At 71.9% G+C, this 23,161-nt stretch carries 22 protein-coding genes and 2 tRNA genes; 17 read left to right on the top strand and 7 right to left on the bottom strand.

The genetic code is table 11. From position 1 onward, the window contains the following. The first annotated feature begins 78 nt into the window (after positions 1 to 78). Complete coding sequence (locus OG623_RS22715; RefSeq protein ID WP_406148816.1) at positions 79 to 663, top strand: hypothetical protein; 585 nt, start codon at positions 79 to 81, stop codon at positions 661 to 663. 25 nt (positions 664 to 688) lie between these two features. Here the strand turns inward: OG623_RS22715 and OG623_RS22710 are convergent, their stop codons facing one another. Next, positions 689 to 1,573: a spermidine synthase gene (locus OG623_RS22710; RefSeq protein ID WP_406148814.1), complete on the bottom strand. Its 885-nt coding sequence runs from the start codon at positions 1,571 to 1,573 to the stop codon at positions 689 to 691. Between the two features lie 87 nt (positions 1,574 to 1,660). After that, positions 1,661 to 2,023, bottom strand: a complete 363-nt coding sequence (locus OG623_RS22705; protein WP_362886144.1) for a hypothetical protein — start codon at positions 2,021 to 2,023, stop codon at positions 1,661 to 1,663. A 263-nt stretch (positions 2,024 to 2,286) separates the two neighbouring features. On the opposite strand from OG623_RS22705, the gene OG623_RS22700 reads away from it, so the two are divergent. Then, positions 2,287 to 3,642: a tetratricopeptide repeat protein gene (locus OG623_RS22700; protein WP_406148813.1), complete on the top strand. Its 1,356-nt coding sequence runs from the start codon at positions 2,287 to 2,289 to the stop codon at positions 3,640 to 3,642. A gap of 249 nt (positions 3,643 to 3,891) precedes the next feature. On the opposite strand, the gene OG623_RS22695 is transcribed toward OG623_RS22700, so the two are convergent. Continuing rightward, positions 3,892 to 4,488, bottom strand: a complete 597-nt coding sequence (locus OG623_RS22695) for a histidine phosphatase family protein (RefSeq protein WP_406148811.1) — start codon at positions 4,486 to 4,488, stop codon at positions 3,892 to 3,894. A 314-nt stretch (positions 4,489 to 4,802) separates the two neighbouring features. Between OG623_RS22695 and OG623_RS22690 the strand changes: the two genes are divergently transcribed. The 7 genes from OG623_RS22690 to OG623_RS22660 all read left to right on the top strand — a co-directional run bounded on the left by OG623_RS22690 (position 4,803) and on the right by OG623_RS22660 (position 11,122). Further along, positions 4,803 to 5,750: a phosphatase PAP2 family protein gene (locus OG623_RS22690; RefSeq protein WP_406148809.1), complete on the top strand. Its 948-nt coding sequence runs from the start codon at positions 4,803 to 4,805 to the stop codon at positions 5,748 to 5,750. Then, positions 5,647 to 6,831 (top strand): hypothetical protein, encoded by a 1,185-nt coding sequence (locus OG623_RS22685; RefSeq protein WP_406148808.1) that lies wholly within the window; start codon positions 5,647 to 5,649, stop codon positions 6,829 to 6,831. The genes OG623_RS22690 and OG623_RS22685 overlap by 104 nt, the downstream gene beginning before the upstream one ends. Next, a complete protein-coding gene (locus OG623_RS22680) occupies positions 6,822 to 8,459 on the top strand; it encodes a hypothetical protein (RefSeq protein WP_406148807.1) in 1,638 nt (545 codons plus the stop codon). The genes OG623_RS22685 and OG623_RS22680 overlap by 10 nt, the downstream gene beginning before the upstream one ends. After that, on the top strand, positions 8,456 to 9,790 hold the full coding sequence (locus tag OG623_RS22675; RefSeq protein WP_406148805.1) for an AAA domain-containing protein: 1,335 nt from the start codon (positions 8,456 to 8,458) through the stop codon (positions 9,788 to 9,790). The genes OG623_RS22680 and OG623_RS22675 overlap by 4 nt, the downstream gene beginning before the upstream one ends. 72 nt (positions 9,791 to 9,862) lie before the next feature. Beyond that, positions 9,863 to 10,204, top strand: coding sequence for a hypothetical protein (locus tag OG623_RS22670; RefSeq protein ID WP_406148804.1), 342 nt, complete (start codon positions 9,863 to 9,865; stop codon positions 10,202 to 10,204). Between the two features lie 167 nt (positions 10,205 to 10,371). After that, on the top strand, positions 10,372 to 11,058 hold the full coding sequence (locus tag OG623_RS22665) for a hypothetical protein (RefSeq protein WP_406148803.1): 687 nt from the start codon (positions 10,372 to 10,374) through the stop codon (positions 11,056 to 11,058). Then, positions 11,049 to 11,122 (top strand) — tRNA-Lys (locus OG623_RS22660). The genes OG623_RS22665 and OG623_RS22660 overlap by 10 nt, the downstream gene beginning before the upstream one ends. A gap of 56 nt (positions 11,123 to 11,178) precedes the next feature. Here OG623_RS22660 and OG623_RS22655 read toward each other — a convergent pair. Beyond that, positions 11,179 to 12,423, bottom strand: coding sequence for a M6 family metalloprotease domain-containing protein (locus OG623_RS22655; protein ID WP_406148802.1), 1,245 nt, complete (start codon positions 12,421 to 12,423; stop codon positions 11,179 to 11,181). A 422-nt stretch (positions 12,424 to 12,845) separates the two neighbouring features. Between OG623_RS22655 and OG623_RS22650 the strand changes: the two genes are divergently transcribed. Continuing rightward, complete coding sequence (locus OG623_RS22650) at positions 12,846 to 14,699, top strand: putative bifunctional diguanylate cyclase/phosphodiesterase (protein WP_406148800.1); 1,854 nt, start codon at positions 12,846 to 12,848, stop codon at positions 14,697 to 14,699. Positions 14,700 to 14,744: 45 nt separating this feature from the next. Here OG623_RS22650 and OG623_RS22645 read toward each other — a convergent pair whose 3' ends face one another. Together OG623_RS22645 and OG623_RS22640 are read right to left on the bottom strand one after the other, a co-directional pair. Beyond that, positions 14,745 to 15,845, bottom strand: coding sequence for an LLM class flavin-dependent oxidoreductase (locus OG623_RS22645; protein ID WP_406148798.1), 1,101 nt, complete (start codon positions 15,843 to 15,845; stop codon positions 14,745 to 14,747). A gap of 64 nt (positions 15,846 to 15,909) precedes the next feature. Further along, the gene (locus tag OG623_RS22640) at positions 15,910 to 16,674 is read right to left on the bottom strand and encodes a decarboxylase (RefSeq protein WP_406148796.1); all 765 of its coding nucleotides are present in this window, start codon (positions 16,672 to 16,674) and stop codon (positions 15,910 to 15,912) included. Positions 16,675 to 16,856: 182 nt separating this feature from the next. Here OG623_RS22640 and OG623_RS22635 point away from each other — a divergent pair, with 182 nt between their 5' ends. The 7 genes from OG623_RS22635 (at position 16,857) to OG623_RS22605 (ending at position 22,333) form a co-directional block, all read left to right on the top strand. Next, positions 16,857 to 17,828: a D-2-hydroxyacid dehydrogenase gene (locus OG623_RS22635; RefSeq protein ID WP_406148794.1), complete on the top strand. Its 972-nt coding sequence runs from the start codon at positions 16,857 to 16,859 to the stop codon at positions 17,826 to 17,828. Between the two features lie 206 nt (positions 17,829 to 18,034). After that, positions 18,035 to 18,937, top strand: a complete 903-nt coding sequence (gene ehuB, locus OG623_RS22630) for an ectoine/hydroxyectoine ABC transporter substrate-binding protein EhuB (RefSeq protein WP_406148793.1) — start codon at positions 18,035 to 18,037, stop codon at positions 18,935 to 18,937. Between the two features lie 19 nt (positions 18,938 to 18,956). Further along, the gene (gene ehuC, locus OG623_RS22625; protein ID WP_406148792.1) at positions 18,957 to 19,691 is read left to right on the top strand and encodes an ectoine/hydroxyectoine ABC transporter permease subunit EhuC; all 735 of its coding nucleotides are present in this window, start codon (positions 18,957 to 18,959) and stop codon (positions 19,689 to 19,691) included. Then, positions 19,688 to 20,332, top strand: a complete 645-nt coding sequence (gene ehuD / locus OG623_RS22620; RefSeq protein WP_406148791.1) for an ectoine/hydroxyectoine ABC transporter permease subunit EhuD — start codon at positions 19,688 to 19,690, stop codon at positions 20,330 to 20,332. Before ehuC ends, ehuD begins: the two co-directional genes overlap by 4 nt. Then, positions 20,322 to 21,158: an ectoine/hydroxyectoine ABC transporter ATP-binding protein EhuA gene (ehuA, locus tag OG623_RS22615; RefSeq protein WP_406148790.1), complete on the top strand. Its 837-nt coding sequence runs from the start codon at positions 20,322 to 20,324 to the stop codon at positions 21,156 to 21,158. The genes ehuD and ehuA overlap by 11 nt, the downstream gene beginning before the upstream one ends. 180 nt (positions 21,159 to 21,338) lie before the next feature. Continuing rightward, complete coding sequence (locus OG623_RS22610; protein ID WP_406148789.1) at positions 21,339 to 22,097, top strand: IclR family transcriptional regulator; 759 nt, start codon at positions 21,339 to 21,341, stop codon at positions 22,095 to 22,097. Between the two features lie 162 nt (positions 22,098 to 22,259). Continuing rightward, positions 22,260 to 22,333, top strand: a tRNA-Lys gene (locus tag OG623_RS22605). A 91-nt stretch (positions 22,334 to 22,424) separates the two neighbouring features. On the opposite strand, the gene OG623_RS22600 is transcribed toward OG623_RS22605, so the two are convergent. Next, the gene (locus OG623_RS22600) at positions 22,425 to 23,012 is read right to left on the bottom strand and encodes a lytic polysaccharide monooxygenase (protein WP_406148788.1); all 588 of its coding nucleotides are present in this window, start codon (positions 23,010 to 23,012) and stop codon (positions 22,425 to 22,427) included. Between the last annotated feature and the right edge of the window lie 149 nt (positions 23,013 to 23,161).

Below are 23,161 nucleotides of genomic sequence, written 5' to 3'. Positions count from 1 at the left end.
CGCCGCACCGTAGCCCATACGGAGGAACCGGGTCCTCTCCAGGACAACAGGTGTGCGAGTGGTGCAGGATGTCCCCCGATGCAACGAGGATTCGTACACGCGGTCGCGTGGTCGCTCGCCACGGGTGCGGCGGTCACCCTGTCGTGGTGGGGCGTGCACACGGTCATGTCGGGAACGGCGTACGACCCTCCACGTGCCGTACCGATCTCGGCGCGTGCCGGGCAGGCGACGAACGTGCCGGTGTCGTCGTCGACGCATCGCGCGCTGCCCTCGCCGTCGCCGAGTGCCACCGCTTCCCCGACCACACCCACGCCGTCTCCCCCGTCCTCCCGGAAGCCGTCCACCCGGGCCCCCTCCCCGAGCCGGGACGAGGCGAAGCCGCCTGCCGGTCAGGGCGGTGCCGGTGGCCCTGGGGGTCCTGGTGATCCGACGGCTTCGGGCGAGGTGAAGAGCTACCCGACGCGCGGGGGCAGGGTCGTCCTCGAGCTGGCGGACGACTCGGCGAAGCTGGTCTCGGCGACGCCCGAACAGGACTGGTCGATGCAGGTGTGGACGAACCCGGAGTGGATCCGGGTGGACTTCAGCGACGGGGCGGGCGCGACGGTCTCCGTGTTCTGCACCTGGAACGGCCATCCGCCGCTGGTGGAGATCGTCGACCAGTAGGCGCCTCGCGCCCGTTGCCCGGCCCTCAGGAGAACGCGTCCGGCGGCGGGGGCGGGGACGGCTTGGCCCCCGCGTCGGTGACGACGGCGGCGCCGCCCGTGAAGTCGGCGAGCGCACGGCCCTGTTCGACGCGGCCCGGGTGGGGGTCGCTCGCGACCCGCCGGGTCAGCTCGGCGACCGCGATCGGCAGGTCGGATGCGACCAGGACGGCGTTGCCGAAGCGCCGGCCGCGCCAGACGGCGGGATCGGCGGCCATGGCCAGTTCGGGGAAGAGCGAGGCGGCCGTGGCGACCTGGCCGCGCAGATGGGCGAGCGGCGGGCCGTCGGTGAGGTTCGCGGCGTACTGGCCGCCGGGCCTCAGCACCCGGCGCACCTCGGTGAGGAATTCGGCGGAGGTCAGATGCGCGGGGGTACGCGCCCCGTCGAAGACGTCGGCGACGACGAGGTCGGCCCAGCCGTCCTGGATCCTGCCGAGGCCGTCGCGGGCGTCGGCCGAGCGGACCCGTATGCGCGCCCCCGGGTCCAGGGGCAGCTCGCGGCGTACGAGTTGGACGAGGGGTGCGTCGATCTCCACGATCTGCTGGGTGGAGCGTGGCCGGCTCGCGGCGAGGTACCGGGCGAGCGTGAAGGCTCCGCCGCCGAGGTGCACCACCTGGAGGGGCCGGCCGGCGGGCGCGGCGAGGTCGATGACATGACCGAGTCTGCGCTGGTAGGCGAACGACAGGTACGCGGGGTCGTCCAGGTCCACATGGGACTGCGGGGCGCCGTCCAGCAGCAGCGTCCAGGCACGCGCGCGCTCACGGTCGGGCACGAGCTCGGCGACGCCGCCGTCCACCGTCGCCGAGACCGGCTCCGGCCGGCGCTCGGACCGCTTCCGGTCGTTCGCGCCACGGGCTCCTCGACGTGCCACGCGCGCTCGTCCTCACTCACCGGGTCGGGCCGGTTCCCTGGGAGGACCCGGCGACGGCGGAACTCCGCCCACCTGGCCATTATGGCCTCAGCTGCGGTTGTCGGCCGCCTCGATGAGCCGGGCCGCCTGGTCGAGGGCCGCCCTCAGGACGGCCGGGTCGGTGACGGGAGCCTCGTCGGCGGGCGGCAGGAGCCAGCCGCCTCCGGTGACGGGCGGCTCGGCGGGGACGCGGAACCCGCGGCCGTCCGTCCGCGTACAGGCGCTGCCCGGCACGTCCCACGCCTCGGCCGTGCCCGAGGGCACCACGAAGCCGAGGACGGCGCAGGCCCCGTCGTGCAGGACCGGGCCCACGGGATCGTTCTCCGCCGTTCTGCGCAGGATGTCCACGGCCTCAAGTCCCTGACGTGCCGGGACGGTCACCAGGTCGCACGGTGTGGTTTCCGGGCCCATCTGAGGCAAGGGAACCCCTCCTCTTCGTCTCGACTCGTCTCACGGGACGGTGCCGCGCGCCGTCTCCACAGGGACCAACGCGCCTACGGCGTCAACGGCTACGGCGGCACGCCGCCGCAAAGGGTGGCAGTTCATGGCGGATCGCGGGCGAGATGTCCGATTTATCGCTAAACGCTGTGTGTGCGTCCCGTCACAGCAGGTACGTTCTTGCTCTGCCGGGACACCGGAAGCAGGAGCCCGGCCGCACCAGAGAGGGCCCCGCCATGGTGTCGACACGGGCAGTTCCCAACCTCGCCTTCCGGCGGCTGCGCGGACAGCGCTCCGCCGGGGAGTTCGCGGCAGCGGTCCGCAGGGCCGCGCGTGAGATCGGTGAACAGGTCGCGTGCGACGCCCGGTACATCGGACGCGTGGAGTCCGGCGAGATCCGCTGTCCCAACTACGCGTACGAACGGGTGTTCCTGCACATGTTCCCCGGGGCGAGCCTCGCGGACCTGGGCTTCTCGGCCCGCGAGAGCGTGCGCGGCCGGGCGGCCCGTACGGCGCCCGTGCCCACACCCACCAAGCCCCTCACGCCCGACAGTGACCTTCACGAGGAGAGCGACGTGCTGCGTCGCGTGTTCATGACCGGCGGTACTGCCACGATGGCGGCCGCGTCCCTGGGCCTCAGCGGCCATCCGGCCGCCGCGGCCTCCCTCGCCGTCCCCGCGCAGCGCCGGGTCGGCGAGGCCGAGGTGAGCGCCGTGGAGGAGGCGGTGCGGCAGATCCGGCTGCTGGACGACCGGCACGGCGCGGACGGCCTCTACCGGCGGGCGTCCCAGCCCCTCCGGGCCGCGTACGCCCTGCTCGACTCCGGGACCACGACGCGGCGCGGCACGGCGGACCGGCTGCACGCGGGCGCCGGTGAGCTGGCGATCTCGGTGGGCTGGCTGGCCCACGACTCGGGGCGCTTCGACGACGCGCGCTCCCATTACGCGGAGGCACTCGCGACGGCGCGGCTGGCCGGGGACGCCGCGCTGGAGGCGCACGCCTTCTGCAACGCGTCGTTCCTGGCCCGGGACACGGGGCGGGCACGCGAGGCGGTCCGCGCGGCGGAGGCGGGGCAGCGGGCGGCCCGGCCGCTCGGCTCACCGCGGCTGCTGGCGCTCCTCGCACTGCGGGAAGCGGGGGCCAGGGCGTGGCTCGGGGACCGCACGGGGTGCGACCAGGCGATCGGGCGGGCGCGGGTGGCGTTCGCGCGGGGGCCGAGCGACGCGGACCCGGAGTGGATGACCTTCTTCCGGGAGGCGGAGCTGGAACTGCTGGAGGCGCAGTGCTGGTCGGCGCTGGGTGACTGGCCCCGGGCGGCGCGGCACGGGCGGCGGGCCACGCGGTTGCAGGACCCGCACTTCACCCGGAACCTCGCGCTGTACCGGGCGCAGCTCGCGGGTGATCTGGCGCGGGCGGGCACGGCCGACGAGGCGGCGGCCGCGGGGCACGAAGTGCTCGACCTGCTGGACCGGGTCCGGTCCTCCCGGATCCGGGGGATGCTGGACGGCGCGGTGCGGGTGCTTCGGCCGCGGGGCGGCCCGGAGGTGGCGGCCCTCCTCTCCCGCTACGAGGAGCTACCCCCGGCCCCTTAGCCCTGGCGGACCTTCCGGCTCGGACGGGCCATTCCGGCTCGGACCGGCCATTCCAGCTCGGGCCGGCACATCCAAGCCCGTCCGGCGCTTGAGGACGGAACCGGTGCGCGCTCTCCAGCGAGACTCGCCAGGTCAACCGGCCCCGGACCGAGGCCCAGGGTTCCGTCCTCAAACGCCGGACAGGCTGGATTTTTTCGCCGGCCCAGGCCGGATTCGGCCGGCCGGGGCCTGGTATGCGTAGGCCCGGGGTCAGGCGTCCAGGTGGCCCGTGTCGTTCCACCGCTCCAGCGCCGGCATCCCGTACGCCCAGCCCAGCACCGACAGCGACGTCGGCTCCAGCCGGATCCGCGCGGCGAAGGACACGTCCTCGCCCAGCCACCGCGCCCCCAGCGCCCGCAGGATGTGCCCGTGCGCGAACACCAGCACATCGCGGTCCTCGGACCGCGCCCACTCGACGACCTCGTCCGCCCTGGCCGCGAGCGCGGCCAGCGTCTCGCCCCCCGGGACCCCGTCGCGCCAGATGAGCCAGTCGGGCCGGTCCGCCTTGATCTGCGCCGGGGTCAGGCCCTCGTAATCCCCGTAGTCCCACTCCATCAGCGCGTCCCACGGCTGCGCACGCCCACCGAATCCGGCGATCGCGCAGGTCTCGGCGGCCCGGACCAGCGGACTGGTCCGTACCTCGACGCCGGGCAGGCCGTCCCACGGCTGCCGGTGCAGGCGTTCGCCGAGCAGCTTGGCGCCCTCGCGGCCGGTGTCGAGGAGGGGGATGTCGGTCCTGCCGGTGTGATTGCCCTGGACCGACCACTGTGTCTGGCCGTGCCGGGCGAGCAGGATTCGCGGTGCCATGACGGCTCTCCCTGAAAAATACGGAGATCCGAAGATCCGGGGACCCTAGGATCTGGTGGGTCCGGGACAGCGGTGTCCGGGACAGCGACGGGGGTGTCGGGCGCGACGGCCGGCTGGAAACCGGACGGGCTCAGGCCCCGCTCCATCATCTCCCACACGCCCCACACGCAACCCCCGGGGCGGCGTCCGCGTCCTTCTCCACGCGTGACCAGCGACGGTCCGCGTGGGACGGCCCCCGCGGGGAATCAGGGCATACGACCGCCGTACGGTTGAACGCCCGCCGTCGACCGCATGAACATGGGGAGAGCAACCGGATGCCGCACGCCACCACCGGGACACCGTCCTTCGGTCACCGGCCGCGCTGGTGGACCGAGCTTCCGCTGATCGCGGTGGTGTACGGGCTGTACTCGGTGGGCCGGCTGCTCGTCCACGAGAACATACCCGCGGCCGTGGACAACGGCCTGGCGATCCTCCGCATCGAGCAGACGCTCCGTATCAACGCGGAGCACCCGCTCAACCGGCTGCTGACCGGCCACCCCGTGCTCGGCATACCCGCCGACTTCGCCTACGCCTCCCTGCACTACGTGGTCACCCCCGCCGTCCTGATCTGGATGTTCCGGCGCCGCTCCGCCGCCTACCGGGCGGCCCGCACCTGGCTGATGACCTCCACGCTCCTCGGGCTGGTCGGCTTCACGCTGATGCCGACCTGTCCGCCCCGGCTGCTCGACGCCCACCACGGTTTCGTCGACACGATGGCGCAGTACAGCTCGTACGGGTGGTGGGGCGCCGGCGCGAGCGCCCCGCGCGGGCTCAGCGGGATGACCAACCAGTACGCGGCGATGCCGAGCCTGCACGTCGGCTGGGCGGTGTGGTGCGGCGTCCTGCTGTGGCGCCACGGCCGCCACCCGCTCGTGCGGACCGTGGGCATCGCCTATCCGCTGGTCACCATGTTCGTCGTGATGGGCACGGCGAACCACTATTTCCTCGACGCCGTGGCCGGTGCCGCCGTGATGGCCGCCGGTGCGCTGCTGACCAGGCCGTTCATGCGGCTCGCCGACCGCGTCAAGGACCGTGTGAAGGCCGTGTTCGTACGGGTGCCCGCATCCCTCACCCCCGCGAGATCCACGATTGTCGGTGACGGATGCAAGACTTCGGCGGGTGAGCGAATACCCGGCCAGTGGACCGACTCCGCAGATTCCAGCCACGCGCGCACCCGCTCCGCGGCGGAAGCCAGCGACGACGCTCCGGCAGCGGCTCGCTGAGCTGCGCGGCCCGGCGGTGGCGCCGCGTCCGCTCGACGCACGCGCGCTGGCCGCGCTCGCCGCCAACCCGGGGTGCAAGCGACGCGCCCTGCTCGACGGCGCGGGCGTCGACAAGGCCGTGCTGGCCACCGCGCTCGGCTCCCCCGCACCCTTCGGCCAGTCGCAGTTCGCGTTCGTGCGGGGCAACTCCTTCGAGGCGAAGGTCAAGGCCGACGGCGGCACCGAGCTGTTGCGCCTGCTGGTCGAGCGGCTCGGCGAAGGCGCCGACGCACCGGCCGACGCCGTGGTGCCCGATCTGACCGCCGCAGGCCCCGAGGGCCGCGCCGCGCGTACGGCGCTGGCGCTGCGCGAGGCCACGGCGGCGGGCGGCTGGGCGCTGCTCGACCATCCGATGCTGGCCCTGGAGGTCGCGGGCTCACCCGCCTATCTGGAGCCGGACGCCGTGGTGGTCCACCCCGACGGCACCTGGACGGTCGTCGAGATCAAGTCCTTCCCCATGATCGACAGTTCGGCGGACGCGTCGAAGGTCGGCGCGGCGGCCCGCCAGTCCGCCGTCTACGTGCTGGCGCTGGAGCGGATCGCGGCGATGACCGAGGGCGCCCAGGTCGGGCACCGGATCCTGCTGGTCTGCCCGAAGGACTTCTCCAACCTCCCGACCGCCTCGGTCGTGGACGTGCGCAAGCAGCGCGCCGTCACCAGCCGCCAGCTGACCAGGCTGACCCGGGTCGAGGACATCGCGGCTGCCCTCCCCGAAGGGGCGACCTTCGACCCGGGCTGCTCCCGCGACGAGCTGGGCACCGCGGTCGACGCGGTCCCCGCCGCGTACGCCCCCGAGTGCCTGGCCGCGTGCGAGCTGGCCTTCCACTGCCGGGCGAAGGCCCGTGCCGACGGCGCGGTGGAATCGCTCGGCCGGAGTGTGCGGGGCGAGCTCGGTGGTCTGACGACGGTCGCCGGGGTGCTGGCCGCGGCGGCCGGCAAGGAGGGCGACCCCGCCGATCCGACGGTGGCGGCCCTGCGCAGAGCCGCCGCGCTGCGGGCCGAGGCGCTGGCCGGTGCGGAGGGCGGCGTCCCATGTCGCTGATCAGCACCCTGGCCAGGCTGGAGGCGGTCGACAGCGGGCGGGCCCAGCCGCTGGCCACCGTCCGGCATCGCCATCTGACCGATGAGCCGCTCGTGCTGGTGCCGCTGACGACCGCGGGCGAGGCGGGCGCCCCGCTCGGCGCGCTGGTGGGCACCGACCGTGCGGCGCCCACGCTGCTGGTGGTGGCCCAGCCGCGCGACCGCGATCTGCGGTTCGCGTTCCTCGCCGAGCTGGCCGAGGCGGTGCTGCCGCACATCGACGCGTACGCCGATGTGGTCGAGCCGGCCGAGCGCAGCGAGGTCGATCCCGGCACGGGCAAGAAGGTCAAGGTCGAGGTGGAGCTGTGCGCCGACGCGCCCCAGCTGATCGTGCCCAGCAGGGCAGGACTCGACTTCGTACGGCTGCTGGGGCGGTCCATGCGCTTCCGGCGTACCGCCGATGACGACCCGGAGACTCCCTATCCTGCTCCCGCGCGTGTGCCGCTGCTCGGCCGCTGGCTGACGCACTACGGGGAGCGGGCCAGGGTGCCGGGTTCCTCGCTGCTGCTCGCCGCGACGGATCTGCTGAACCGCCACTGGGCGACCGGGCAGAGCAGCCTGGAGGACCAGCATCTCGGCGCGCTGCTCGCCTGGGTCGATCCGCCGCCGGGCGAGTCCGGCGCGGTGGCGGCGCTCCGGGCCGAGGGGGCACGGGACGGTGCGGGTCAGCTGCTCTGCCCGCCGGCCGGTCCCGCGACGGACCCCGCGTTCGACAACCGGCTGCTGGCGCCCGCGATCGAGCGGTACGACCGGGCGCGCACGGCGCTGGCCGCCGCTGAGGACGGCATCGACGCCGACACCCGGCTCGGTGAGCTGAGCGGCGCGGAGCGGGAGATCAGGTCGCTGCTCGCGGGGGTGCTGCTGCCCACCTGGGACGCCGTGTGGCGCGGGCTCGACCTGCTGCGGGAGCTGCCCGATGCGGCCAGGGCCGAGGACCGCTGGACCAGGGACCGCTGGTCGTTCACCGCGCACCGGGACCGGGTGCGGGCGGGCGAGCCGCCGCAGCCGCGCAGGGACGACGCGGTGACGGCCGCGCAGAAGCTGGCCTCCCGGGAGACGGCCCAGGCGCAGCTGGACGCCCAGGAGGCGCTGGACGATCCGCTGGTGCTGGCGGGGCGCCGGCTGGCGGGCGAGGCGTTCGTCGGGGAGGTGACGGAGGTCGAGATGGCGTACAGCGAGTCGAAGCGGCCCTCGCCGCGTCCCCTGGTGACGGTGGTGACCGACGAGCGCCCGCAGCTCGGTGAGCGGACCAAGGTGTACCGCTCGCTGGACGGGAAGCCGCAGACGGCGGAGTTCGTGGGGTACGCCGCCGAGCCCGCCGGGGAATCCACCGGCCCCGACGCCGGGACCATCGGTCTTGTCCTGCGGATCACCGACCGGATGGGCCGGGGCAAGGAGCCCGCGCCGGGTTCGGTGCCCGAGCCCGGCGACCGGATCGCCTGGACGCTGTTCGAGCACGACCAGCGGGGCGGGCCCAAGCTGCCCGACCCGGAGGACACCCCGTGGACCCATGGCGGCCCGCCGGGCGCCGACCGCTCCACCGGACCCGCCGAGCAGCCCGACCCCGTGACAGCGGAGGACCTCCTGTGACACCCGTTACCGACCCGGGCGCGGCGGCGGCGCTGGCGACCGACGCGATCCTCGGCGACACCCTGCGCGGCACGGCGCGCGGCGTCGTGGTGGACTCCCCGCCGGGCGCGGGCAAGTCGACGCTGGTGGTGCGGGCCGCGCTGGAGCTGGCCGCCGCGGGCCGCCCGCTGATGGTGGTCGCCCAGACCAACGCCCAGGTGGACGACCTGGTGCTCCGGCTCGCCGAGAAGGCACCCGGGCTGCCGGTCGGCCGGCTGCACAGCAGCGACTCCGATCCGTACGACAAGGCCCTGGACGACCTGGAGCACGTACGGAAGTCGGCGAAGGCGGCGGATCTGGCGGGCCTGGACATCGTGATCTCCACGGCCGCCAAGTGGGGGCACGTGAAGAACGTGGAGCCGTGGGGGCACGCCATCGTCGACGAGGCGTACCAGATGCGCTCGGACGCGCTGCTGGCGGTGGCCGGTCTTTTCGAGCGGGCGCTGTTCGTCGGGGATCCCGGCCAGCTCGACCCGTTCTCGATCGTGGGCGCCGACCAGTGGGCGGGCCTTTCGTACGACCCGTCGGCGAGCGCGGTGTCGACCCTGCTCGCGCACAATCCGGATCTGCCGCAGCACCGGCTGCCGGTGTCCTGGCGGCTGCCCGCGTCGGCGGCGCCCCTGGTGTCGGACGCGTTCTACCCGTACACACCGTTCCGCAGCGGTACGGACCACGGCGACCGGCGGCTGTCGTTCGGCGTGCCGTCGGACGGGTCGGGCCCTGACCGGGTGCTGGACGAGGCGGCGGAGTCCGGCTGGGGGCTGCTGGAGCTTCCGGCCGGGCACACCCCGCGCACGGACCCCGAGGCGGTCCGCGCGGTGGCCCTCGTGGTGCGCAGGCTGCTGGACAGGGGCGGCGCGGCGACGAGCGAGCGCGGCCCCGAAGCGGTGCCGGTCACGGCGGAGCGGGTCACGGTCGGCACGGCCCACCGCGACCAGGCCGCCGCGGTGCGGGCGGCGCTCGCGGAGCTGGGTGTGACGGGCGTGGCGGTGGACACGGCGAACCGGCTCCAGGGCCGCGAGTTCGACGTGACCGTGGTCCTGCACCCGCTGTCGGGCCGCCCCGACGCGACGGCGTTCCATCTGGAGACGGGCCGCCTGTGCGTCCTGGCCTCGCGCCACCGGCACGCGTGCGTCGTCGTGTGCAGGGCGGGGGTGGCCGACCTGCTGGACGAGCACCCGTCGACGGAGCCGGTCCAGCTGGGCGTGACGGTGAAATTCCCCGACGGCTGGGAGGCGAACCACGCGGTCCTGGCCCACCTCGCCGAGCATCGCGTGCATTGGGCGCCCTGATCCTGGGCAGCGCTCTTGTGCGGGGCCGGACAATGGAAGGTGGCCGTCCGGTCGTACGAGGAGGGAACACCCATGGCACAACCCGAGCGGAACGAGCGGCAGCGGCTGCGTCCCGCACCGCTGCTCTTCGAGCCGTCGGAGGCGGCGGCCGACCCGGAGCACTTCTTCGACCTGGAGTCGATGGAGGATCCGAGAGAGCTGCTGGCCCGCGCGACGGAGCTGACGCTCGCCTTCAGAGCGGCGACCGACCGGGCCGTGGAGTTCCAGGCCGTGGCCGCCGCCCAGCTCGCCGATCCGCGCAGGTTCGACCGGCTCACGCCCGCGGACATAGCCGATCGCGCGGAGTGGACCGAGGACTACGCCAAGAAGATGATCGAGTTCGGCCGGTCCCTGCTGAACGAATCCACACCCTGACACCGCCCTGACACCGCCCGACACCGCACGGTCACCGCACGGCCGTCCGTCACTACGGGTACACCTCTGGCATATGCCGTCGGGCAAGATACTCCGCCGGTCGCCTCCCTGTCCGGCTTTCGGCAACTCTGGGGAACAGTAGCGTCACGCCGGGTAGACATGACGTCATGAGCGCATGGCTGAAAGACGAAACGACCCTGCGGACCGCCGTCGCCCCGCACCACGGTGTCGACATCTTCGCCCTGCTGCGGGACCGCACCGACGACAGGGCCGCCGAGGTCACGGCGTCGGGTGCCGCCTGGCTCGTGGGCGCCTCGCCCTATCCCCGCAGCACGCTCTCGCAGTGGGAGGCGTGCCCCGGCTCACCCGGTGTGCTGCCGTGCGGCTCCTCCTTCGACGTCGTGAACGTGCCCGCACTGTTCGGCAGGCGCATGCTGGAGCGGCTCTGGGCCGAGGGGCCGGGGTCGGGCCCGGTCGCCACGCACCGGGGGCGGATGATGCTCTTCGCCTCCCCCGGCACGGCCCAGCGGCTGCCGTCCCTCCTGTCATGGGAGGAGTGGGGCACGGGCTGCGCCGAAAGCCCCCGTGGACACCGGGGCGCGCTGCCGCCCGTGCTCTGTCACGGCACGGGGGACGCGGTCACCGTCCCGCCCCTGACCGGCGGCAAAGGCGCCGGTGTGCCCCGCTGGGTGGTCGCCCCCGACACCCGTAGCCCCTGGCTCCCCGGACCCGATGTGCTGCTGTGGGCGTGCGTGCGGGTGGGCAGGTCGGCGGCCCCGTCGACCACCGGTCATTCGATTTTTCCTCCCGCCGATCCGGGTGCTAATGTCTACGACGTCAGCAGGCGCCGTTAGCTCAGTTGGTTAGAGCAGCTGACTCTTAATCAGCGGGTCCGGGGTTCGAGTCCCTGACGGCGCACCGACGGAAGAAGCCCCCTCGCGCGAGCGAGGGGGCTTCTTCGTGTGCGCGTGCGGTCAGGTACCGGTGGCGATCCGGACGGTCCAGGCGCCCGACGGGGTGCGGTCGGCGACGTCGATACGGACGCGTTCGCCGGGCACGGTGTAGCGCTCGCCTTCCCGGAGCGGGGCGTCGGCCAGCGGCGGGTAGACCGACCGGTCCCAGCAGGCGTCGGAGTCGGGGTGGGTGTCCAGCACCTCGACCGGGCCGCCGCCGGACGGTGTCGCGTTGCGGATCCGGTAGACGAGTACGCCCTCGGTGCAGGTCGTGCGGTCGTTGCCGGTGGAGCTGCGGGCCTCGACGGCCAGCGCGCTGTCCGCGCCGGTCCTGATCACCGCGAGCCGGGTCCCGAGGGACGCGCCCGGCCTCGGCACCTCGGCCATGGGTTCCAGGGTGAGTTCGGCGGCGCCCTGGACGCAGACGACCTCCTCGCCCTCCAGCCAGCCGAGCTTCCACTTGTGCCAGCCGAAGAAGTCGGGGGCCAGTCCGAACTGGCTGCCCATCACGTCCCAGTCACCGACGTAGGTGTCCCAGTCGCCCTTCCCGTCCTCCGGGCGGTGGTAGAGGTCCGCCAGGTCGAAGACGTGCCCGGTCTCGTGCGCGAGGACGTTACGGTCCGGCGGGTGCTGTTCGAAGACGGTGACCACGCGCCTGATGTCGGTGCCGTCGGCGCGCACCGGGCGGTCGAAGTTGACGACCTTGGTGGCGTCGGAGTCGACGCCGGGGGCGTCCGGGTCGGCGACGAGGTAGACGATGTCGTACGCGGAGAAGTCGGTCTGCTCGTCGGCGGCGTCGATCGCGTCGCGCAGATAGGCGCTGCGGCGCTCGGATCCCCAGTCGCGCTGTATCCCGTACCAGGTGGAGGGGTGGGGCATGGCGGTCCACCGCTGCTGCGGGTGGGGGCGCAGGGTGAACTTCCCGTACGAGGCGCGCTGGTAGAAGCGGGTGGTGGAGGGGAAGTAGTCGGCGGCCAGCACCCTGGGGGACACGACGGGCTCGGAGTCGGGGAACGAGAGGAAGACCATGACCGCGTCGAGTGCGTGGTCGGGGCGCGGGTAGGCGCCGTTCCAGGTGTCGAGGCCGAGGGAGTGGTGCGCGCCGGTCCTGGGCAGGGCGCACGGTCGCGCGTCGCGCGTCGCGGCCACGGCGGGCCCGGCGACGAGCCCGATCGCGGCGAGCGCCAGGAGGGCGGTGAGAGCGGCCCCGACCCTGCGCAGTCCCGGTCGTCTCCCCGCTCCCCCGAGTCTGCGCTGACGCGGCACATCTACCTCCGGTGGCGAATGCGGGACCTGCCCTTCACCCTGTGCCGCTTCGGCGCCTCACGCCCTGTTGTGCTGCCCCACACGGGTCAGTGGGGGCCTGGCGGTCATCCGGGAGACATACGACTTCCCTCACGGAGGGTCACATTCGCTCACCCGTAAAGCCGGAATCAACCAGATAGGCGCAAAATTGATCATCCATGACCAAAATGCATGCGGATGCCACGCTCGGGAGAGCCGTGGGGCAGACGGGGCCATGCGCGTGCCGCCCGTCCGAAACGGCGGGCGCGCTGGAAGGTCGTTCGGGCCACCCTCTATGCTTCACCTCGTTTTCCTGCGTGGTTCCCGCCTCCGGCGCGACGCTCCACTCCACGCAGCTGCCCGGCCACACCTGTTCACGACAATCTGCACAGCGGGAGCGAGCGGTGAACGGAACATCCGAAGGGCCGACGCCCCCGGCGGGCACGGCCCCCGGCACAGGGCCACCAGAGGTCACTCGGAGTGATCACCGGCGGCCGGAGGATCAGGCTCACCCCTCCGAGCTGGGCGACTACCGCGCCGCGTTCACCGCTTCCGCCCTCCCGATGGCCGTCGTCGACCACCACGGCCGGATCGTCAGGCCGAACGACGCGCTGGGCGCACTGCTCGGCACCGGCCCCGCGGCCCTGGCCGGGCAGCCGGCGGCCGACCTCGTCGGCCTCAGCTCGGACAGCCACACCTGGCGGGCGTACACGGAGGTACTCGACGGCGACCGCCCCAGGCTCCGGTGCACCCGGCGGCTCAAGCACGCCGACGGCAGGCCGCTGTGGGCCGAGGTCACCGTCGCGGCGATGGGCGGGTCCGTCGAGGGCCGGGGCCGGGTCCTGCTGTCCGTCACCGACGTCAGCGACCGGCGTGAACTGCGGGAGCGGCTGCGCCATCTGCGGATACACGACCCGGTGACCCGGCTGCCCAACCGCATCCTGTTCTTCGAACGCCTCACGCGTGTGCTGGAGTCCCCGCCGCCCGAGGACGGACCGTCAGCGCCGGCGGACCGCAGGATCGGCCTCTGCTATCTGGACATCGACGGCTTCAAGGCGGTCAACGACACCCTGGGGCACCGCACGGGCGACCGGCTGCTCGCCGCCGTCGCCGCGCGGCTCACCGGCTGCGCCGAGACCGGCGGGCACCGCTCGGGCGGCCATCTGGTGGCGCGCCTGGGCGGCGACGAATTCGCCGTCCTGGTCGAGGACTCGTCGGGTACGCACCAGCTCACCGAGCTCGCGCGCTCGATGCTCGCCGCCCTCCAGCGGCCGTTCGAGGTGTCCGGGCACCGTCTGTCGGTCTCCGCGTCGATCGGGGTGGTGGAGCGCCCGTCGGCCGGCACATCGGCCACCGCCCTGATGCAGGCCGCCGACACCACGCTGTACTGGGCGAAGGCCGACGGCAGGGCCCGCTGGACCCTCTTCGACCCCGAGCGCAACGCCCACCGGATGACCCGGCAGGCGCTCTCCTCCACGCTCGCCCCCGCCGTCGAGCGAGGGGAGTTCGCGCTGGAGTACCAGCCGCTGGTCGGCCTGGCGGACGAGGTCGTACGGGGTGTGGAGGCCCTGGTCCGATGGAACCACCCGCGCTTCGGGCTGCTCGCGCCCAGCCGGTTCGTCCCGATCGCCGAGGAGGACGGCACGATCGTCCAGCTCGGCCGGTGGGTGCTGCGTACGGCCTGCCGCCAGGCCCGGCGCTGGCAGCTGGAGCACCCGTACGAGCCGCCGCTGTTCATCAGCGTCAACGTCGCCGTGCGCCAGGTCAGGGACTCCGACCTGGTCGCCGATGTGGCGGAGGTCATCGCCGAGACGGGCCTGGAACCAGGGCTGCTGCAACTGGAACTGACGGAGTCCGCGGTGGTGGGTTCCTCGGGCAGGCCGCTGCGGGTGCTCCAGGCCCTCAGCGACATGGGGGTCCGTATCGCGATCGACGACTTCGGCACGGGCTACTCGAACCTCGCCTATCTGAGCCGGCTGCCCGTGTCCGTGCTGAAGCTCGACGGCTCCTTCGTCCGCGGTTTCCGCTACGAGGACGGCGCCGACCCAAGACCGGCCGACGAGACGATCGTCGAGGCCATGGTGCAGCTGGCGCACCGCCTGGGCCTGACGGTCACCGCGGAGTGCGTGGAGACCTCGGGCCAGGCGGAGCGGCTGCGCCGGATCGGCTGCGACACCGGGCAGGGGTGGCTGTACTCCCGTGCGGTGGCGCCGGAGCGGATCGCCGAACTGATCGGCACCAGGCCGCCGGAGAGCTGACCGGGGCCTTCCCCGCGCCGGGCCCTTTCGCCCGGCCCGCTCCGGTCAGCCGATGGAGGGCAGCCCGTACGCGTCGGCGATGAGCTCGTAGGAGCGCAGCCGTGCCTCGCCGCCGTGGGCGTTGGCCGTGATCATCAGCTCGTCGGCGCCGGTGCGCTTGGCCAGGTCGTCCAGGCCGGTACGGACCTCGTCCGCCGTGCCGTGGACGATGTCCTTCAGCCAGCCGTCGACGAATTCGCGCTCCATCGGGGTGAAGTCGTGCGCCTCCGCCTCCTCGGGGCTCGGCACCAGCCCCGGACGCCCGGTGCGCAGCCTGACCATGGACAGGGCGCCGGTGAGCACCTGGCGCCTGGCCTCGCGCTCGTCGTCGGCGGCCAGCGCCGCGACACCGATGAGGGCGTAGGGGGCGTCGAGCGCCGCGGAGGGCTCGAAGGACTCCCGGTAGAGCTCAAGGGCCGGCACGGTGTTCCGGGCCGAGAAGTGGTGGGCGAAGGCGAAGGGCAGACCGAGAACACCGGCCAGCCGGGCGCTGAAGCCCGAGGAGCCCAGCAGCCAGACCGGCGGGCGGCCCGGCGACTGGACACCGCCGGGCGAGGTCGCCTGCACCGGTCCGGGTACGGCGTGGATGCGCGCGTAGGGGTGCCCGTCCGGGAAGTCGTCGTCCAGGAACCGGGTCAGCTCGGCCAGCTGCTGCGGGAAGTCGTCAGCGCCTTCGTTCAGCCGGTCCGTGCGGCGCAGAGCGGCCGCGGTGGCACCGTCCGTGCCGGGGGCACGGCCGAGGCCGAGATCGACACGGCCCGGAGCCATCGCCTCCAGGGTGCCGAACTGCTCGGCGATCACCAGAGGGGCGTGGTTGGGCAGCATCACGCCGCCCGAACCCAGCCTGATGCGCTCGGTGTGGGCGGCCAGGTGCGCGAGGATCACGGCGGGCGACGAGGAGGCCACCCCGGGCATGGAGTGGTGCTCGGCGACCCAGAAGCGCTGGAACCCGCGGTTCTCGGCGAGCTTGGCGATATCCACGCTGGTGCGCAGCGCCTGGGTCGCCGTGCGGCCCTGCCCCACGGTCACCAGGTCGAGCACGGAGAGGGGCACGGAGGCCGTCCCGCTCGCAGTGCCGCGAATCTCGTCGCCTCGGTTCTCGTCCACGTGTTTCGGCCTCTCCGGTGCTACGTCTGTGTACCGGAGCGTACAAACAGGAGGATGGCTCCGCTTATTCCCGCACCTCCAGGCCCCGGGGCTCCGCGGCACCCAGCGGGGGCTCACGGGTCGCGAACAGGGTGCCGAGTGTGGGGGCCCAGATACGGCGTTCGGCCAGCCGGAGGCCTTCCCAGACGGCCACCTGGTTGCCGGTCAGGACCGGCTTGCCGACCAGTTCCTCCAGCTCGGGGACGTACGCGGCGGTGTGCAGGGCGTTGTCGGGGAGCAGGATCACCTGGGCGTCGGGGTGGTCACCGGCCACGATCAGCTCCTTGACGAGATCCGGGTCAGCCGCGGCCGACTCGGACGCCCTGATGATGCCGCCGCCCCGGGTGGAGGTCACCTCGACGCCTCCGGAGCCCAGGAATCCGGCGAAGAGCGCGGCGACGTCGTCGGAGTAGGTCGCGGCCACCGAGACCCGGGACGCACCCAGCTCGCGTACGGCCTGGACGAAGGCGATGGAGGTGCTGGACGCGGGGAGCCCGGCGGCTCTGGCGAGACCCGCGGCCTGGTCGTGCGCCCCGGCCCAGCCGAAGGCGAAGCTGCCGCCCGAGCAGGCCCAGACCACCGACTCCGCGCCGGCCATCCGCAGCTCCTCGACACCGGCGCCCAGACGTTCGGCCGCGCCCGCCGCACGGAGGCTCTCGACCCTGCGGACGTCCTCGTCGATGTCGGTGTGGAAGAGCGGCACTCTGATGTCGCTGTCGAGCATGACCTCGATCCGCGGGAAGTCGTCCTCCGCGGCGTGGCCCGGGTAGAGAAGTCCTACGGTCGTCATGTCCGCCCTTCCCGTGCGTCCGGATGTCCTGCGGCGCTCGCGTCACCGTTGCCCCTGCCTGGGACAAGTATCGCCCTTTTCACCCCATAGCGTCGCCCGCAGCCAGGTTGACCAGCGGTTTCTTCCGCGGCGACTGCGCCCTGTTGACGGGCGTGTTCCCCGGTGCGAGCGTGGCATTCCCCATGACCACTCCCGTGATCCTCGTCCTGGACACCGACCCGTCACCGCGCCTGGGCCGGCTGACGGGCCGGGCCACCGTCCGGTACGCCGACGAACGGACGCTCGCCGGCCGGCTGCCCGAAGCGGATGTGCTGCTCGTCTGGGACTTCACCTCCGACGCCGTCCGCGAGGCCTGGCCCGGCGACGGGCCACGCCCCCGCTGGGTGCACACGGCGAGCGCGGGCGTCGACCGGCTGCTCTGCCCCGAGCTCGCCGACTCCCCCACCGCCGTCACCAACGCCCGGGGCGTCTTCGAGCTGCCGATCGCCGAATACGTCGCCGGTCTCGTGCTCGCCTTCGCGAAGGACCTCCCCCGCACGCTGGAGCTCCAGGGACAGCGCCGGTGGCGCCACCGGGAGACCCGGGGCCTGGCCGGCACCCGTGCCGTGGTCGTCGGGGCCGGCCCCATCGGCCGGGAGATCATGCGGCTGCTGCACGGCCTGGGCGTCCAGGTGGCGCTCGTCGGACGTACGGCGCGGCGCACGATCCACGGCGTGGAGGATCTGGGCCGGCTGGCGGCCGGGGCCGACTGGGTGATCAGCGCCGCCCCGCTGACCGACGCGACGTACGGGATGTTCGACGCCCGCTTCTTCGGGCTGCTCCAGCCCTCCGCCCACTTCGTCAATGTCGGACGCGGCCCGCTGGTCGTCGAGGAGGCCCTGACCGACGCGCTGCGCAGCCACTGGATCGCGGGTGCGGCACTCGATGTGTTCCAGGAGGAGCCGCTGGGTCCGTCCAGCCCGCTGTGGGACGTGCCGGGCCTGCTCGTCTCGCCGCACATGAGCGGGGACACAGCCGGCTGGCGGGACCGGCTGGGCGAGCAGTTCGTCTCGATGTACGAGGGCTGGGCGGCCGGTGAGGCGCTCCCCAACGTGGTGGACAAACAGCGTGGTTACGTTCCTTCTTCGGACATATCTCACCGACAACCCGAATGACGGACCCTCACGAACACACACGCGAGGAGGAGCACGCCCCGCACACCCCTCGTCGCGCTGCGCCCATGCCGTGACACGGGAAGGTCACCCTCCGGCCACTGTTCGGTTACATGGCAGCGGCTCCCTGCATAGACATCCTGAACAGGGAAGGTGCTCACCCTGTCCGGACTGTTCGACACCCCGATTTCTCCAGGAGATTGCGAACCATGGCTGACTTCCCTCACCTGTCCCGTCGGGGCTTCCTCAATCGATCGGCCGCTGTGGGAGGTCTGCTCGTCGTCCCCGGCCTGCTCTCCGCGTGCAGCAAGACGGACGCCGGCTCATCGGACGGTGAGGGCGCTCTCGACAAGCTCCGCAAGCAGGGCTTCGTCCGTGTCGCGTACGCCAACGAGGCCCCGTACGGCTTCATGGAGGGCAAGGAGCTCAAGGGCGAGGCCCCCGCCCTGCACGCGCAGATCTTCAAGGCGCTCGGTGTGGACGAGCTGAAGCCCACCCTCTCCGAGTGGGACGGCCTCATCCCCGGGCTCCAGGCGGGCAAGTACGACGTCGTCAGCGCCGGCATGGCCATCACCCCGGAGCGCTGCGCCAACGCCATCTTCTCCGAGCCGGAGTTCATCTCCCCCACGGCGCTGATGGTGAAGAAGGGCAACCCGAAGAACGTCACCGACCTGGCGTCCGCGAAGAAGGCCGGGATCACCGTCGGTGTGATGTCGGGTGCGGTCGAGGCCTCGTACGCCGAAGGCGCGGGCATCGACAAGGGGAAGATCAAGTCGCTGCAGAAGCCGCAGGACGGTGCCGACGCCGTCAAGGGCGGCCGGATCGACGCGTTCCTGCTCACCGGCATCTCGCTGCGCTGGCTCGCGAAGACCAACCCGGACACCGAGGTCACCGAGCCCTTCGTCCCCGAGGTCGACGGCGCGAAGCAGTACTCCCCGGGCGGCGCGGTGTTCCGCAAGGGCAACGAGGACCTGCGGGACTCCTTCAACCGCGAGCTCAAGAAGATCGTCTCGGACAAGTCCCGCTACGTGGAGCTCCTCCAGGCGTACGGCTTCGGCGCCACGGAGATCCCGCCGGCCACGCTGAAGACGGCCGACCTGTGCAAGGGCTGACAAGGACGGACTCCACCGTATGAGTGACTTCTTCTCCATACTCGGCGAAGAGTTCCCGCAGATCAGGTCCGGCCTGTGGGTGACTCTGGAAGCGACGGTGCTGGGCTCCCTGGTCGCCCTGCTGCTGTCCTTCGTCCTCGGCCTCGCCGCGGGCAGCAAGCTGCTCCTGGCGCGGGGAACCTCCCGGATCGTCGTCGAGTTCTTCCGCGGCACCTCGCTCTACATCCAGCTGTTCTGGCTCTACTACGCGATGCCGTCCCTCACGGGCTACGAACTCACCCCGCTGCTCTGCGGAGTCGTCGCCTTCGGCCTGAACTACGGCGCGTACGGCGCCGAGATCGTGCGCGGCGCCATCAACTCCGTGCCCCGCGCCCAGTACGAGGCGGCCGTGGCGCTGAACATGACGCCCTTCCACCGCATGCGCAAGGTGATCATGCCCCAGGCCTGGGTGCAGATGATCCCGTCCTTCACCAACCTGCTGATCCAGCTGCTGAAGTGCACGCCCCTGCTGTGGCTGATCTCCGCCGCCGATCTGATGACCGCGATCGAGCACGTCCGCAGCCTGACCGGTGAAACCCTCCTCACCTACGTGCTCCTGCTGGTCGTCTACTTCATCCTCGCCTACGCGCTGACGCTGCTCATGAACATGCTGGAGCGCAGCGCCAAGCGCCGTCTTGGCATGCACACCGATGCGGGCAGCCTGCTCAAGACACGCACGGCGGAAGCCGCCGCCACAGCGGGAGGTGCCCGGTGAACCAGTCATTCCAGTGGGATGCGGTCGGGGACGCCTTTCCTCTGCTGCTCCAGGGATTCAAGATCACGCTGCTCGCGACCGTGTTCGGCACGCTCGTGGCCGCGGTGCTCGGTCTTGCCGTCGCGGTGGCCGGCCGCGCGCCCTCCCGGTTCGTGACCGTGCCGGTGAAGGTGCTGACGGAGTTCGTACGCTCCACCCCGCTGCTGGTCCAGCTGGTGGGCGCGGCAGCCGTCTTCAGCTCCGTGGAACCGCTGACCGTCGGCATCGTGGTGCTGGGCATCCACTACGCCGCGTACACCTCCGAGGTCTACCGGGCCGGGATCGACGGTGTCCCCAAGGGACAGTGGGAGGCATGCCGGGCGCTCTCGATGTCGCCCCGGCGTACCTGGCAGGCCGTGATCCTGCCGCAGGCGGTGCGCAACGTACTGCCCGCCCTCGGCAACTACGCGATCTCGATGTTCAAGGAGACCCCCTTCCTCGCCGTGATCACGGTGCAGGAGATGGTCTTCGAAGCCCGGAAGTACGGAGCCGACCACTTCGTGTACACCGAGGTGTTCACGCTCGCCGGACTCATCTTCCTGGTCGCGAGCTACCCCACCTCACTGCTCATGAGAAAGCTGGAGAAGCGCCTTGGCCACTGAACCCGCCAACCTCAAGAAGGAGGCCGCCGACGCGGCCGGGGAGCCCCAGGCGGCAGGAGCCGAGCCGCTGGTCCGTTTCGACAAGGTCGTCAAGCAGTACGGCGACCATGTGGTCCTGGACCAACTGGACTTCACCGTGCAGCGCGGCGAGCACGTCACGCTGATCGGGCCGAGCGGCTCGGGAAAGACCACCATCCTGCGGCTGCTCATGACGCTGGAGAAGGTCAGCGACGGTGTGATCTGGGTGGACGGCTCACCCCTCTCGCACGTGCGGACGCCGTCCGGTGTGCTCAAGCCGGCGGGCGAGAAGGAGCTGCGGGAGTCCCGGAAGAAGATCGGGATGGTCTTCCAGCAGTTCAACCTCTTCCCGAACATGAAGGTGCTCCAGAACATCACCGAGGCACCCGTCAACGTCCTCGGCATGGACAAGGACGAGGCGGAGACCCGCGCCAGGGAGCTGCTCGACCTGGTCGGGCTCTCCGGGAAGGTCGACGCCCACCCCTCCCAGCTGTCCGGCGGACAGCAGCAGCGCGTCGCCATCGCCCGCGCGCTGGCGATGCGGCCGGAGATCCTGCTGCTCGACGAGGTGACGTCGGCGCTCGACCCGGAGCTGGTGGCGGGCGTGCTGGAGCTGCTCAGCGACATCGTGCGGAACACCAACATCACGATGCTCTGCGTGACCCACGAGATGAGCTTCGCCCGTGACGTATCGGAAAAGGTCCTGATGTTCGACGCGGGACGGGTCGTGGAAGCCGGTTCGCCGGAGAAAATATTCACCGACCCCGAGCATGAACGGACCCGCGAATTCCTCAACGCGGTGCTGTGACCTCGGCTTTGATCCAAAGCCCGTGACCTCGGCATATGCCGCGATGGTGCGCCCCGGCCGGCTCCGCCGGCCGGGGCGCACCATCAACTCCCCCGGGGCCCCTCCCCATCGAGGCCCTGACGGCTATCGTGGGTCGCGAGCGTGCGGTCACAACCTGGCAGAGGTCCCGAAGGGGGAACCGTGGCGTTGAAGCCCGAGCCGAAGGCGCCGTTCCATTCGGTGCAGTACGCCCTGCGGGTGCTCGAATCCGTGTCCACGCACGGCGGCGGGGTGACCGAGGCACGCATCTCCCGGGAGACGGGACTGCCGCCGGGACACCTCACCCCTCTCCTGTCGACCCTGCGCCGCGAGGGATACGTCGAGCAGACCACCGACGGCGCCTACATCGTCGGCGCGGCCCTCATCGAACTCGGCTCCGGCACCGCCCGCAGGCGGACCCTGGAGGCCAAGCTCCAGCAGACGCTGGTGCAGCTGCGGGACTCGGTCGGCGCTGCCGTGTACGTCAGCCGTTACGTCGACGGGGAGATCCGCGTCACGCAGGTGGCCGACGGGCCCCGCACCCCCGCGGTCAACGAGTGGGTGGACTTCCGCTCGGCGGCGCACGCCAGCGCGATCGGCAAGTGCCTGCTCACCCAGCTCGACCAGAACGGCCGGCGCGACCATCTCGCCCGGCACCGGACGGCGCGGCTGACCTCGCGGACGATCACGAGCGAGAAGGTGCTTTTCTCCAAGCTGGACAGCCAGCCGGCGACGGTGCCGGTGCTCGACCTCCAGGAGTACGCCGTGGGCACGGTGTGCGCTGCCGTCCCGCTGACGGCGGGCTCGTCGGCCGGATGCCTGGCCCTGTCCCTGCCGATCGAGCACGCGCACCGGCTGCGGGCCGCCGCCGCCACGCTGAACAGGCGCGCGGCCCCGGTGCTCCTGTCGCTGGCCCTGTGAGCCGTACCTCGTAGAGCTCCCGTCGCACGGGAACGGTATATATGTACCCGTGCGGGCCCGCAGGTCAGGGGCGGGCCCGCACTCTCCTGCCCGCGCTGCGGCCCCGCCATGGCCGGTGTCATCAGCACCCCCGAGGACCAGGTATTATTTTCGAGTCAGCAGGCGCCGTTAGCTCAGTTGGTTAGAGCAGCTGACTCTTAATCAGCGGGTCCGGGGTTCGAGTCCCTGACGGCGCACAGACACCACAGTGGGTGGTCTCCTTCCGGAGACCACCCACTGTGCGTTGTGCCGCGGTGCGTCGTGCCGCGCCGGATCAGCGCCGCATGATCAGAACTTCACGTCGGAGCACGCGTAGAACGCGTTGGCCGTGTCGGCGACGTTCCAGACGGCCAGGATGAGGTGCTTGCCGGTCTTCTGGGGCAGGGTGCCCTGGTGGGTCAGCGTCGCCGGCGGCTGCTGGTTGTTGTACGGCACCGACAGGAAGGGCTGCGATTCCAGATCGGCCCTGGTCGGCGGCTTGGTGGAGTCCCAGCCGTCCTTGGTGATGTAGTAGTTGAAGTCACTCGTGGCGTGCCGGGCGGTGAACTGCCAGCGGAAGCTGTAGTCCTGCCCCGCGGTGACCTGGGTGGCGGGCCAGTCGCCGCCGCGCGGGTCGTCCAGCTCGGCGAAGCCGCTGTTCCCGCCGGAGCAGATCTGCCCGTCCTGCGGTCCTGCCGCCGGGAAGCCCTTGGGGCCCTCGACGCTCTGCGGCTCCCACTGGATGCTGCCGCAGCCGGTGACGGTGCCTTCGGCGCAGAGCTTCTGCCGGCTGATGGGTGAGTCCGTGTAGCCGTGGCTGCTGGCGCTGCTGGTCGCGAACATGGAGACGCCCGCAATCGCCAGACCGATGACCGCCGCGCTTGCCCTTTTCCGCATGCTGTGTCGCTCCTCGAGAACGTGGGGGATGTCCTGGGGATGATCCGAACCGTGCTGCGCGCAACGTGCGGTATAGACCAGACACCGCCCATGCGGTCTAGACCAAGTTCCAGATTATTGACGCGTCATGAACATGTCCAGACCAATGT

This window comes from Streptomyces sp. NBC_01012 (assembly GCF_045162755.1).
In the GTDB taxonomy this organism is placed as follows: domain Bacteria; phylum Actinomycetota; class Actinomycetes; order Streptomycetales; family Streptomycetaceae; genus Streptomyces.
The sequence above is the reverse complement of the archived record's forward strand: the minus strand, read 5'-3'. Positions and strand labels throughout refer to the sequence as shown.

Excerpts from the sequence above, each read along its gene's own strand:
- OG623_RS22670 (WP_406148804.1), top strand. The coding sequence starts at position 9,863 with ATGGCACAACCCGAGCGGAACGAGCGGCAGCGGCTGCGTCCCGCACCG.
- ehuB (WP_406148793.1), top strand. The coding sequence starts at position 18,035 with ATGGCTGACTTCCCTCACCTGTCCCGTCGGGGCTTCCTCAATCGATCG.
- OG623_RS22690 (WP_406148809.1), top strand. The coding sequence starts at position 4,803 with ATGCCGCACGCCACCACCGGGACACCGTCCTTCGGTCACCGGCCGCGC.
- OG623_RS22700 (WP_406148813.1), top strand. The coding sequence starts at position 2,287 with ATGGTGTCGACACGGGCAGTTCCCAACCTCGCCTTCCGGCGGCTGCGC.
- ehuC (WP_406148792.1), top strand. The coding sequence starts at position 18,957 with ATGAGTGACTTCTTCTCCATACTCGGCGAAGAGTTCCCGCAGATCAGG.
- OG623_RS22635 (WP_406148794.1), top strand. The coding sequence starts at position 16,857 with ATGACCACTCCCGTGATCCTCGTCCTGGACACCGACCCGTCACCGCGC.
- OG623_RS22640 (WP_406148796.1), bottom strand. The coding sequence starts at position 16,674 with ATGACGACCGTAGGACTTCTCTACCCGGGCCACGCCGCGGAGGACGAC.
- OG623_RS22665 (WP_406148803.1), top strand. The coding sequence starts at position 10,372 with ATGAGCGCATGGCTGAAAGACGAAACGACCCTGCGGACCGCCGTCGCC.
- OG623_RS22705 (WP_362886144.1), bottom strand. The coding sequence starts at position 2,023 with ATGGGCCCGGAAACCACACCGTGCGACCTGGTGACCGTCCCGGCACGT.
- OG623_RS22695 (WP_406148811.1), bottom strand. The coding sequence starts at position 4,488 with ATGGCACCGCGAATCCTGCTCGCCCGGCACGGCCAGACACAGTGGTCG.
- OG623_RS22680 (WP_406148807.1), top strand. The coding sequence starts at position 6,822 with ATGTCGCTGATCAGCACCCTGGCCAGGCTGGAGGCGGTCGACAGCGGG.
- OG623_RS22715 (WP_406148816.1), top strand. The coding sequence starts at position 79 with ATGCAACGAGGATTCGTACACGCGGTCGCGTGGTCGCTCGCCACGGGT.
- OG623_RS22600 (WP_406148788.1), bottom strand. The coding sequence starts at position 23,012 with ATGCGGAAAAGGGCAAGCGCGGCGGTCATCGGTCTGGCGATTGCGGGC.